Source organism: Yersinia fenwicki, from assembly GCF_043099325.1.
In the GTDB taxonomy this organism is placed as follows: domain Bacteria; phylum Pseudomonadota; class Gammaproteobacteria; order Enterobacterales; family Enterobacteriaceae; genus Yersinia.
Genome location: NZ_CP170755.1, coordinates 3,740,058 through 3,752,603 on the forward strand (window position 1 = coordinate 3,740,058; position 12,546 = coordinate 3,752,603).

Consider the following 12,546-nt stretch of genomic DNA (forward strand, 5'->3'; position numbering starts at 1 on the left):
TGCATTTTCATTAATACACGAAACTTACCGGCGCACCACCGGCCGGATGGGGCAATATTCCCATAGGAATACCGTAAATTTTTTCCAGAATAGAACCTTGCATCAGGCTGTTAGCAGAGCCTTGCGCGATCATTTCGCCACCACGTAATGCTACTAAATAGTCGCAATAGCGGGCCGCCATATTAATATCGTGTAATACCGCAATAACTGTCAGGCCGCGCTCACGACTAAGCCGTTGAATCAGCCCCAACACCTCAACCTGATGTGCGATATCGAGTGCTGAGGTCGGTTCATCAAGCAGTAGACATCGGCTATTTTGTGCCACCATCATCGCCAACCAAGCGCGCTGACGTTCGCCGCCGGATAAGCTGTCGACTAACCGATTCGCCAGAGGTTTTAAATCCACCAGCGCAATCGCTTCTTCCACCTGCTCTCGGTCTTCCTGACGAAAACGCCCCAGCGCACCATGCCACGGATAACGACCTATCGCGACCAGCTCACGCACTGTCATCCCTTCAGCTGCCGGTAATTGCTGCGGCAAATAAGCGACTTCACGGGCAAAGGCTTTGTTATCCCACAGGGATAATGGCACATCATTGAGCAACACCTTGCCACTAGAAGGCGGTTGATGGCGACCCAGCATTTTTAAAAGCGTCGATTTACCTGAACCATTATGACCAATCAGCCCGCAAACTTTCCCTTGTGGAAATGTGAGTGACAAAGGTTGCAATAAGGTTCGGCCAGGAACCGAAAAGCTCAGCTCTTGAAGTGAAAATACGCTGGATTGGCTTGCCTGTTGGTCCAAGATGGTGCCCTACAATTATGAAAAAGTTATCGATAAATAACGAGAAGGTGAATCGAAACGATAATAATTATCAAAGCGCGTAGTTTATGCGTAACCGACGATGGACTGCAAGCGCAATGCCAGCCGATTGACCCGGATGAAATACCGAAGATAGGTGCGAAGAGTGAAAGTGAAGAGAAATGAACAATTGGCACGATAACAGTAACCGTGCCAATTGTTTGGGCTTTATTGGCCGAACATATCTTTGATCCAACCCGCGACACCCTCGCCATCAGGTTTGGCTTCTGCCGCAGGCTGGGCAGCCTGGCACAAGCCTTGTGGATTCTCTGTCCAGACTGGGATTGAGCGCATACCGCCCCCATCACCGCAGACAAAATTCCCCGCCGAATCAATATTCATCTGGCTAATCCCTTCCGGTGGCTGCAATACCAGCGGTAATGGAGTTTGATTCTCAAGATAGCGGCGATACAAGGTCAGAGCACCATTAGCACCGGTCAATTTGGCTGGGCCATTATTATCACGCCCCACCCAAGCAATCGCCACTTCTTTGCCATCAATACCCGCAAACCAGCTATCTCGCAGGTCGTTGGTGGTACCGGTTTTGGCTGCCAAATTGTATTTAGAAAATTTCACTGACAATGAACGAGATGTCCCACGGGCTACCCCTTGTTGCATGGCGTACAGAGTCAGATAAGCGGCTTGTGCCGGAACCATGCGTTCCGCCTGTGGGAAACTCTGATACAACACAGTACCATCTTCGGCGATAACCGAGCGCACGGCAGATAACGGCGCGCGATTCCCGCCACTGGCGATAGTTTGATATTCCTGCGCGACTTCAACCGGTGTCAGGTCAATCGCCCCCAGTAACATCGCCGGAACAGGGTGAATAACGTCTTTTGGAATGCCTAAACGTTGCAGCATGGCACTTATCTGATCCAACCCGACTGACATCCCCAGATTAACTGTCGGCACGTTTAGCGAGTTAGCTAAGGCATCGACCAACATCACCTGACCACGGAACTGGCGATCATAGTTTTTCGGTTGCCATGATGAACCGTTGGGTAATTTGATCGACAGCGGTTGGTCCGACAGCCAGGTATTGAGGCGGTATTTATCCGGTTCACTTAACGCCGTCAGATAGGTTGGTGGCTTAGCGAGTGAACCCACCAAACGGCGGGCTTGCATCGCGCGGTTAAAGCCAGCAAATTGCGGCTGTGCGCCGCCCACCATGGCACGAACTTCACCACTGAAGCGGTCAACAATCACCATCGCCGCTTCCAAATCATCCAAATGACGGGCCGCTTTCAATGCCGGAATCCCATCTTCGATGGCTTTTTCTGCTGCATCCTGTGAAACAGGATCTAGCGTGGTGAAGATTTTTACACCGGACAAATCGTTGATTTTGTCGCCCAGTTTCTGTTGTAACTCCTGACGCACCATCTGCATAAAGGCCGGTTGAGGGGTGATTACTCCCCCTTTCGGCTGCACACCTAATGGGCGAGCACTCAGCATGGTGTATAGCTCGGCATCAATCACCCCCTGGTTCTGTAACAAACGCAGCACCAGATTACGGCGTTCAAGGGCCAGAGTCGGATTCCGCCACGGGTTATACAGCGATGCTCCTTTTACCATTCCCACCAGCATGGCTTGCTGATCGAGACTCAGTTCATTCACCGGCCGACCAAAGTAATACAGGCTAGCCAAGGGGAAACCGCGAATCTGATCACTGCCACTTTGACCAAGATAGACTTCGTTCAGATACAGTTCCAGAATTCGGTCTTTGCTGTAACGGTAATCCACCAGCAATGCCATATAGGCTTCGTTGAGCTTACGCCACAGTGAGCGTTCATTGGTCAGGAACAGGTTTTTGACCAACTGCTGCGTTAACGTACTCCCACCCTGAACAGCCTTACCGGCGGTCAGATTGGCAACCACCGCACGGCCAATGGAATACGGACTAATGCCATCATGCTCATAGAAATGGCGATCTTCTGTTGCCAGCAAGGTATCGACCAGTAAATCAGGGAAGCCGGCTCGTGGTACAAACAAGCGCTGCTCACCATTTGGCGATTGCAGCATGGTGATCAATTTAGGATCAAGGCGCAGGAAGCCGAAATCGCGCTGGTTATCCAGATTTTGGATTTGGGCCAATTGATCATTTTTAAACACCAAACGCGCACGAATTTGACCCTCTTTCGCGTCTGGGAAATCAAACGGGCGGCGTAAGATATCAATACTGTCACCCTGCACGGTAAACTCGCCCGGGCGAGTCATTCGAGTGACCTGACGGTATTGCATCCCTTCCAGCAAATCGATCATCTCTTTTTTGCTGTAGGACATCCCCGGTTCAAGGCTCACCATGCGACCATAGACGGCAGCCGGTAATTGCCAAACCTTGCCATCAATTCGACTGCGGATTTGCGAATCCAGGTAAACCCCATAGATTGCCAATACCACGGCACCAACCAGGAACAATTTGATAAATAATCCAAGCCAACGGCGTTTTTTGCGGGGTGGACGTGATGCTACCTTTCTTGGCATCGGTTCTTCCTCGTCATCATCATAGTCATCATCGTCTTGGTCTTCGTCATCTAAATAGTCTTCTTCTTCGTATTCATCTTCATCACGCCGCCGGCGCAATGGCCGTTTCGGTGTGGCTTTGGGTAGGGCTTTCTTGCCCTTGCGCCCTATCGGCTCGCGGTCATCCCCAGACATGTCTTTCTCTCCACGCGCATTGGCGATTATTGCGGCTTATACCCGTCATACTTCAAGCTGCATGCGCGTTAGCTGCGTTCAATCACCCGAATCATTGACTAGCGTCAACTCATCGGGACTCTTTCGCTTGCCGCCTTCCTGCAACTCGGATTACTTTGGGTATCATATATTCCCCAACACATCGAATAGAAAGGGGAAACATCTGAAATTATTGGCTTCTGGCCGAGTGTTCTTAGTTATCCTGATACTTCTTGGTTCTGCGTGTTGGCCGGGTATTCGCGGGATCATCCGGCCAGACATGTTTGGGATAGCGCCCTTTCATCTCTTTTTGTACCTCGCGATATGCTCCCTGCCAGAAAGCGGCCAAATCGCCGGTAATCTGTAATGGACGACGCGCGGGTGAAAGTAACTCAAGCACTACGGCTACCCGCCCATTGGCAAGCAGCGGGCTGCGCTGCTCACCAAAAACTTCCTGTAAACGCACTGCCAGTATCGGTGGCCGATCGGCATAATAACGAATTGGCAGACGGCTACCCGTCGGCACAGTGTAATGAGTTGGCAGCTCAGTATCCAGCCGTTGACGTAACTGCCAGCTCAACAAACGAGTCAGTGCTTCCGCGATATTCACCTGCCGCAGCCCGCGTAAATCTCGCACCCCGGACAACGACGGCTGTAGCCACAGTTCAAGTTTGCCCAGTAAATTATCATCATCTACCGCGGGCCATTGATCTTCCGGTAGCCAGCGGCTGGCGCATTGTATACGGGTGCACAACTGTTCGGCATTTTCATCCCAATTCAGGATCTGCAACCCTTGCTCACGAATCCAGTTTAACAATGCGGATTGCAATGCTTCATCACTCGGCTTTGCCAGGCGTTGTGCTCGTAAGGTTAATCGCCCAATTTGCCAGCGTCGCCAGGTGCGTAATGTCCCCTTCTCTTCATCCCATTCGACCGCAGTTTGCTCTTCAATCAAATGGGGTAATTGTTTCGCCAGTTGTTCAACCTGAATTGGCAGCGCCAATAAAATGCGCGCATCCGGCCCGCTGTTGCTTTGTAATAAGCTGGCAACCAATAACCAAGGCGCACGTGATAACGCCTCGTCTTGCGCCATAGCAGCGCCCATACCGTTAGCCAACAGATAGCGTCCATCTTGCCCACGTTGTTGCGCGATGCGATCCGGATAAGCCAGCGCCAATAACTGACCAGCCAGAGCACTGTCTACAGCGCCTGCCCGCGCATTAATTCTTTGTACCAGTTGCTTTGCCCGCCGCTGCCAATGCGGCTGTGGGCGGCTAAGCCAGTCATGTAAATCAATTTGTCCGGAACGGGGCGGTTCTTCCAGAATCGCGGCTAACAGTGCCGCCGTGGCCAAGGTATCCGGACTTTGCCCGGCGGCAAAACACAACATGGCAGCCAGTCGTGGTTCACACCCCACGTTCGCCATACTGCGCCCGGTACCGGTAAGCTGCCCCTGCGAGTCGATAGCCCCCAAACGGCGCAGTAAATCTCGAGCAACAGCCAGTGCCGCTTGTGGGGGCTGATCCAGCCAACTGAGCTGTGCCGCATCCTGGCATCCCCAATTCAACAATTCCAGCCACAAGCTGCATAAATCACTGTTAAGAATTTCTGGTTCGCTATATTCCGCCGCCCGCTCGCTCTGTTCTTTAGCAAACAAATGCCAGCAGATCCCCGGTTCCAGTCGCCCGGCTCGCCCAGCACGCTGCACCATTGAGGCCTGACTAATACGCTGAGTCACTAATCGGGTCAGGCCGTTTTTGACATCAAAGCGCGCAACCCGTTCCAATCCACTATCGACGACCAGCCGAATACCTTCAATCGTCAGGCTGGTTTCAGCAATATTGGTCGCCAGCACCACTTTTCGCCGCCCAACAGGAGCCGGTTGAATGGCTTTCTGCTGCTCAGTGAGTGATAAAGCACCATACAGTGGGCAAAGATCGGTGTCTGTGGCGATGTCGCCTTGCAACCGTTCCATAACACGATGAATTTCGCCAACACCGGGTAAAAATAGCAGCAAAGAGCCAGATTGCTCATTCAATAATCGTTTAACGCGATTGGCAACCCCATCCTCCAGCCGTTCATGGCTAGACAAAGGCTGATAGCTGCGCTCGACAGGAAAGCTGCGCCCCGCTGAAACAATCGTTGGGGCTGATGGCAGCAGTGTAGAAAGGCGTTGATTATCCAGCGTTGCGGACATAATCAGCAGTTTGAGATCATCACGCAGCCCTTGCTGCACATCAAGCAATAGCGCCAGTGCCAAATCAGCCTGCAAACTGCGCTCATGAAACTCATCGAGGATAACCAAAGACACGCCGGTCAACTCGGCGTCTTGCTGGAGCATGCGGGTCAAAATACCTTCGGTTACCACCTCGAGGCGTGTGTCCGGCCCACTTTTGCTTTCAGCTCGCATCCTATAGCCTACAGTCTGGCCCGGCTGTTCACCTAATTGCTGAGCCAAACGGTAAGCGACATTTTTCGCCGCCAGCCGTCGGGGTTCCAACATAATAATCCGGCCTGGCAATCCGCTATATTTTAGAATCTGCAGCGGCAGCCACGTCGATTTACCGGCCCCAGTGGGGGCATGGAGCAAAACTTGTGGTGAGATTTGCAACGCAGACAATATCTCACTGAGCACTTCACCTACCGGTAAAGCCCCTATCTGCGCACTATTTTCTCTCTGACTCACCACATTCTTCCCCATACTCTCTACTTTCATCGTCAGCCATTGTAACATCATGGCCGTATAGCGTATTTAGCCGAGTGATTATGCCAACCTAATGATTAATGCTGTTGATAAAACTATCGTTAATAAAACAAGTTTTCGTCGTCTGTTCTTTGCCCTGACACTGCCTGATGCTCTGCAACACAGCATTGTGCAATGGCGAGCAGATAACTTTCCGCCAGAAACTGGCCGCCCTATTGCTGCGGCAAACCTCCACCTGACGCTGGCGTTTCTCGGCGAGGTCAGTCATGCCAAAGCACAGGTCTTACAGCAACAAGCCGGTCGCATAAGCCAATCAGGTTTTAATGTGACACTGGATGATATCGGCCATTGGCCCGGCTCCGGAGTGATATGGCTCGGGTGTAAGCATCCCCCGCGCGGGTTGTTACAGCTGGCTCAATTATTGCGTTCCCAAGCGGCGCGCAGTGGCTGTCACCAAACACCGCTGCCATTTCATCCTCATGTCTCCTTATTCCGTGGCGCTATTCGCCCAGTCGCCATACCGGCCAGAACCACCAATGAAAACTTTCGGGTGAACCATTTTTCGTTATATGAGTCGGTATATGCGCGTGGCCGTACCCGCTATAACATGGTGCACAGTTGGGCGCTGACTGACAGAGAGTAAAAGGAAACTGAATGCCGCTTGATACAAAATTGTTATCTTTTAACCCAAGGTTACAGCCAGCCACACTTATTAAGCGGTATAAACGCTTTTTAGCTGATATTGTGACGCCCGCTGGAGAAGTGCTGACCATTCATTGCGCTAATACTGGGGCAATGACCGGTTGTGCGACACCAGGGGATACAGTTTGGTATTCAACTTCGGATAATCCAAAACGAAAGTATCCCCATAGTTGGGAGCTGACTCAAACCCAAACCGGTGACTGGATATGCGTAAATACATTACGTGCCAATGAGTTAGCTAGTGTTGCGATAGATAATAATCAGATAATTGAATTATCTGGTTACACTTCTGTCAAAAGGGAGATTAAATATGGAGATGAGAACAGCCGTATAGACTTGTTATTGCAAGCAGAAAATAGGTCTGACTGCTATATTGAAGTCAAGTCGGTTACCTTATTACAGCAACAGTGTGGGTATTTTCCGGATGCCGTCACCCTGCGGGGTCAAAAGCATCTCAGGGAGTTACAAAGCATGGTTGCCAACGGTCACCGGGCGGTACTTTTTTTTGCCGTATTGCATACGGGCATCAGGCAAGTTGCTGCGGCCCGACACATTGACAATCGCTATGCAGAATTGCTGGCCCAGGCTCAGCAAGCAGGAGTGGAGGTTATTTGCTACGGTTTTCAACTATCGCCTGACGGTATTGCGCTGGATGCTCGCCTACCGTTATTGCTGGACGAAACACCCAATCCATAACGCCGAGTAAAGCAGCGATTATGGAGTAAAGTTGCTCGCCAAATACGCCTTCCTTCACACCATTGTCAAGCAGGCGACAGGAATAATTGCCAACCTACCTTCCTTCTGTTATTTATAGCGGCCTGATTTTTCCCCGTCTTGGGGATTTCGATAGTGCGTATGAATGTAGGAGAAGCATCATGCAAGAAGGGCAAAAACGTAAAACCTCGTCCTTGAGCATTCTCGCCATCGCTGGGGTAGAACCATACCAAGAGAAGCCAGGCGAAGAGTATATGAATGCCGCCCAATTGGCGCATTTCAAGCTTATTCTTGAAGCATGGCGCAACCAGCTCAGGGATGAAGTGGATCGTACTGTATCGCACATGCAAGACGAAGCTGCTAATTTCCCTGACCCGGTTGACCGTGCCGCGCAGGAAGAAGAGTTTAGTCTTGAGCTTCGTAACCGCGACCGCGAGCGTAAACTGATCAAAAAGATCGAGAAGACGCTTAAAAAAGTCGAGGATGACGATTTCGGTTTCTGCGAGTCTTGTGGCGTAGAAATCGGCATTCGCCGTCTGGAAGCACGGCCAACTGCAGATTTATGCATTGACTGTAAAACTCTGGCCGAAATCCGCGAAAAGCAGATGGCAGGCTAACACAGCAAAAATATATATATCCAACGAAGTTGGAGCTATAGGTAGCTAACATCCTACAGCTTCGAGTACGAAGGATGTGACACGGTGCCAGAGCCACCTCCGGCACCGCATTTATCACGCTGGGTCTCCCTTTCCCTTTTATGTCCGAAAATATCAATACTCGACAGTCAGGCTATGTAGGGCGTTTTGCGCCGTCTCCCTCCGGTGATTTGCATTTCGGTTCGCTGATTGCAGCATTGGGCAGTTATCTGCAAGCTCGCGCTGAAGGTGGATGCTGGCTGGTTCGCATTGAGGATATTGATCCCCCCCGTGAAATCCCTGGTGCTGCGGCCCGTATTTTAGCCTCTCTTGACCACTACGGCCTGCATTGGGATGGCCCGGTTATCTACCAATCCCAGCGCCACGAAGCCTATCGCGCTACCTTAGACTGGCTAAAGCAACAAGGGCTGAGTTATAACTGCACCTGTACCCGCAGCCGAATTCAGCAGATCGGCGGCTTATACGACGGCCATTGTCGCGATCGCCATTTACCCGACGTGGATGCGGCCATTCGTCTACGCCAAACTCATCCGGTTTATACCTTTTGTGATAAATTACTCGGCGAGCTACATGCAGTGTCTGCGATGGCCGAAGAAGATTTTATTATTCGTCGTCGAGATGGCTTGTTTGCCTATAATCTGGCAGTAGTGGTTGATGATGCCTTTCAAGGTGTGACCGAGATTGTACGCGGAGCCGATTTAATCGAGCCAACCGTGCGGCAGATAGCTCTCTATCAGCAGTTACAACAGCCGGTACCCAGCTATTTGCACTTGCCACTGGCGTTGAACCATGATGGTAATAAGCTCTCCAAGCAAAATCATGCGCCTCCGCTGCCAAATGGCGATCCGCGCCCGATTTTGGTGGAAGCGCTAAAGTTCTTGCATCAACCCCTACCGGAATGCTGGCAAGATCTTGATTTGCCGTTATTATTACGTTTTGCAGTCGAAAATTGGACATTGGCAGCTATCCCACTTCAAGGGGCGATAACCACCACTGAAAACACAACGGCATTCTCAAAGGAACCACGGTGAGCTATGATTAGCCGCTGTTTTTCTGTTGTTCTGTAATTTATTAGCCACTATCGAGGTGTACCATTTTTACCCGAGTAGCCAATTTCTGCCGTAAGGTACTGATTCGCGATGATAAATCAACTCGCGATAACAAAGCTGCCCGTGAAGACACGGCCCGTGATAGCAGTGCCCGTAAAGATAAAGTGCCCGGTGAAGATAACGTGGCCCGCAAAGAGAAAAGGCCTGCCAGAACGAATACTGGCCGCAAGAATCATGCGGTGCCAGCTTCACAACAGCTTTCTTCACAACACAGTGCGATGACGATTATACCGCGCGATCAGCACAATATTTCTCGTAGAGATATCAGCGATAATGCGCTGAAGGTTCTCTATCGCCTGAATAAGTCAGGTTATGAAGCCTATTTGGTCGGCGGCGGTGTCCGTGACCTGTTGCTGGGCAAAAAACCGAAAGATTTTGATATCACCACCAGCGCCACTCCAGAACAAGTACGAAAATTATTCCGTAACTGCCGTCTGGTGGGTCGCCGTTTCCGTCTGGCCCATGTGATGTTCGGCCCGGAAATTATTGAAGTCGCGACTTTCCGTGGTCACCACGAACAGCAACAAACAGAAGACAGTGACAAAAATTCTTCTCAGCAGGCACAAAATGGCATGCTGCTGCGTGACAACATATTTGGCACGATTGAAGATGATGCCCAACGCCGTGATTTCACCATTAATAGCCTCTATTACGGTATTTCTGATTTTGCACTGCGCGACTACACCGGCGGTTTACGTGATCTGAAAGAGGGCATTATCCGGCTGATTGGTGATCCTGAAACTCGCTATCGTGAAGATCCGGTGCGGATGCTACGAGCGGTTCGTTTTGCCGCCAAGCTAGATATGACGATCAGCCCGGAAACAGCAGAGCCAATCCCGCGTCTGGCCTCGCTACTGCATGAGATCCCACCCGCTCGTCTGTTTGAAGAATCACTCAAACTGCTGCAATCGGGCTACGGCTATAAAACCTATTTAAAACTGTGTGAATATCAGCTTTTCCAGCCGTTATTCCCGCTGATTGCCCGTAATTTTACCGAACATCATGATTCAGCGATGGAACGTATTTTGGTTCAAGTGCTGAAAAATACCGACCATCGTTTGCATAATGATAAGCGCGTCAATCCGGCATTCTTATTTGCCGCTATGCTTTGGTATCCGCTAATCGAACATGCGCAGAAGCTGACGCAAGAAAGCGGCTTGGCCTATTACGATGCTTTCGCACTGGCAATGAATGATGTGCTGGATGAAGAGTGCCGTTCGCTGGCCATTCCAAAGCGTATTACCTCATTGGTGCGAGATATCTGGCTGCTGCAATTGCGGCTGTCACGCCGTCAGGGTAAACGTGCACACAAGCTGATGGAACATCCAAAGTTCCGTGCGGCTTACGATTTACTCGTATTGCGGGCAGAAGTGGAAAACAACCATGAACTACAGCGCCTGGCGCAGTGGTGGGGAGAATTCCAGGAAGCAACGCCGCTGCAACAGAAAAATATGCTAAATACTTTAGGGGCTGATCCGGCACCGCGACGCTCTCGTCCTCGCCGCCCACGTAAGCCAGCACCACGTAAAGAAGGGGCATAATACGCACTATGATCCGGGTCTATATTGCGCTAGGCAGTAATCAGTCCATGCCACTGCAACAGGTCAAAACCGCACTGGAAGCGCTGGAGCATCTGCCGCGCACCCGGTTGGTGGCCTGTTCGCCGTTTTATCGTACTAAGCCGTTAGGGCCACAGGATCAGCCGGATTTCCTTAATGCGGTCGTGGCGTTAGATACCGCCCTTCCACCAGAACAACTGTTGGATAGTACCCAAGCCATTGAGCGCAACCAAGGGCGAGTGAGGAAAGAACAGCGTTGGGGGCCACGAACTCTGGATCTCGATATTATGCTGTATGGTCATCAGGTGATAAAAACCGATCGTCTGATCGTGCCGCATTATGGCCTGAAAGAGCGGGAGTTCATGCTCTACCCCCTGGCCGATATCGCCCCTGACCTTATTTTCCCCGATGGCGAATCCCTGTCAGATCGCCTTAAACTCGTGGATAAAAATGGCTTGGTGCTTTGGTAACTGACTCAATCCAACACGCTGTATACCCTATCTGATATCCCACCATTTTAACCTACCGTCTCAGGAGAAAGAGTGATGAAAGCCACTACCATGAGCCACTTGCGCCAATGGAAACTCGAGAAGCGTAAGTTCGCCACACTGACTGCCTATGATGCCAGCTTTGCTCAGCTATTTGCCGAACAGGGAATTGAGGTTCTGCTGGTGGGTGATTCGCTCGGTATGACATTACAAGGCTTCGACTCTACCCTGCCGGTCACAACTGCCGATGTGGCTTATCACACCCGAGCAGTACGCCGTGGTGCGCCTCATTGCCTGTTATTGGCAGATATGCCGTTTATGAGTTACGCCACACCTGAGCAAACATTTGCTAATGCTGCCGAGTTGATGCGTGCTGGGGCCAATATGGTCAAACTTGAAGGGGGCAGTTGGTTGTGCGATACCGTTCGCATGCTGGCAGAACGTGCTGTTCCAGTATGTGGGCATTTGGGGTTAACGCCACAATCAGTCAATATTTTCGGTGGTTACAAAGTACAGGGCCGCGAAGAAGTGGCGGCCAACCAGCTATTGAAAGATGCTCAAGCGCTTGAAAATGCTGGCGCACAATTATTGGTACTGGAATGTGTCCCGGTGGAACTGGCGCAGCGCGTAACGGAAGCACTGGCTATCCCGGTGATTGGTATTGGCGCAGGGAATGTTACCGATGGGCAGATTCTGGTCATGCATGATGCGCTGGGTATTACCGGTGGCCATACACCGAAATTCAGCAAAAACTTTCTGGCCCAAAGTGCGGGCGATATTCGTGCTGCCATTAAGTTGTATATTCAAGAAGTTGAGAGCGGTGCTTATCCCGCTGAAGAACATACTTTTCAATAAGTTTATGTTGATAATACACTGCTATTACATCCCATTTATACCCAATAGATTTCAAGATGCAGGAAGGCAGCAAGCGAGATCATCCCGATGAGCTGACACAAGTCAGTGATTCGGGTGACAAATCTGCCGGGAGCAGATTTGAACGCTGCTTGCAGCGGCCTCGCAGAGGCGAGGCCCATGGACGGGCCGAGTAACTAGGGCAGCTAACACACCTGCAGTTT

10 protein-coding genes are annotated in these 12,546 nt (G+C 51.0%); 7 read left to right on the forward strand and 3 right to left on the reverse strand.

What is annotated here, in order from left to right:
• Window positions 1-10: 10 nt before the first annotated feature.
• The 3 genes from fhuC to hrpB all read right to left on the reverse strand — a co-directional run bounded on the left by fhuC (window position 11) and on the right by hrpB (window position 6,272).
• Window positions 11-805, reverse strand: a complete 795-nt coding sequence (fhuC, locus tag ACF3VQ_RS17070; RefSeq protein ID WP_392432261.1) for a Fe3+-hydroxamate ABC transporter ATP-binding protein FhuC — start codon at window positions 803-805, stop codon at window positions 11-13.
• A gap of 225 nt (window positions 806-1,030) precedes the next feature.
• Window positions 1,031-3,520, reverse strand: a complete 2,490-nt coding sequence (mrcB, locus tag ACF3VQ_RS17075) for a bifunctional glycosyl transferase/transpeptidase (RefSeq protein WP_392432262.1) — start codon at window positions 3,518-3,520, stop codon at window positions 1,031-1,033.
• Between the two features lie 232 nt (window positions 3,521-3,752).
• Complete coding sequence (gene hrpB, locus ACF3VQ_RS17080) at window positions 3,753-6,272, reverse strand: ATP-dependent helicase HrpB (protein ID WP_392435665.1); 2,520 nt, start codon at window positions 6,270-6,272, stop codon at window positions 3,753-3,755.
• Between the two features lie 43 nt (window positions 6,273-6,315).
• Here hrpB and thpR point away from each other — a divergent pair, with 43 nt between their 5' ends.
• The 7 genes from thpR (at window position 6,316) to panB (ending at window position 12,325) form a co-directional block, all read left to right on the forward strand.
• Window positions 6,316-6,885, forward strand: a complete 570-nt coding sequence (thpR, locus tag ACF3VQ_RS17085) for an RNA 2',3'-cyclic phosphodiesterase (RefSeq protein WP_392432263.1) — start codon at window positions 6,316-6,318, stop codon at window positions 6,883-6,885.
• A gap of 11 nt (window positions 6,886-6,896) precedes the next feature.
• Window positions 6,897-7,640 carry a DNA/RNA nuclease SfsA gene (sfsA, locus tag ACF3VQ_RS17090; protein WP_392432264.1) on the forward strand — a complete coding sequence of 248 codons (744 nt, stop codon included), beginning with the start codon at window positions 6,897-6,899 and terminating at the stop codon, window positions 7,638-7,640.
• Between the two features lie 179 nt (window positions 7,641-7,819).
• Complete coding sequence (gene dksA, locus ACF3VQ_RS17095; protein ID WP_005156764.1) at window positions 7,820-8,275, forward strand: RNA polymerase-binding protein DksA; 456 nt, start codon at window positions 7,820-7,822, stop codon at window positions 8,273-8,275.
• A 140-nt stretch (window positions 8,276-8,415) separates the two neighbouring features.
• Window positions 8,416-9,345 (forward strand): tRNA glutamyl-Q(34) synthetase GluQRS, encoded by a 930-nt coding sequence (gluQRS, locus tag ACF3VQ_RS17100; RefSeq protein ID WP_392432265.1) that lies wholly within the window; start codon window positions 8,416-8,418, stop codon window positions 9,343-9,345.
• Between the two features lie 296 nt (window positions 9,346-9,641).
• Window positions 9,642-10,964 (forward strand): polynucleotide adenylyltransferase PcnB, encoded by a 1,323-nt coding sequence (gene pcnB / locus ACF3VQ_RS17105; protein ID WP_011815589.1) that lies wholly within the window; start codon window positions 9,642-9,644, stop codon window positions 10,962-10,964.
• Window positions 10,965-10,972: 8 nt separating this feature from the next.
• Window positions 10,973-11,452, forward strand: a complete 480-nt coding sequence (gene folK / locus ACF3VQ_RS17110; RefSeq protein ID WP_392432266.1) for a 2-amino-4-hydroxy-6-hydroxymethyldihydropteridine diphosphokinase — start codon at window positions 10,973-10,975, stop codon at window positions 11,450-11,452.
• A gap of 75 nt (window positions 11,453-11,527) precedes the next feature.
• Entirely contained in the window at window positions 11,528-12,325 is a 798-nt protein-coding gene (gene panB / locus ACF3VQ_RS17115; protein WP_005167163.1) for a 3-methyl-2-oxobutanoate hydroxymethyltransferase, read from the forward strand.
• Window positions 12,326-12,546 lie beyond the last annotated feature (221 nt).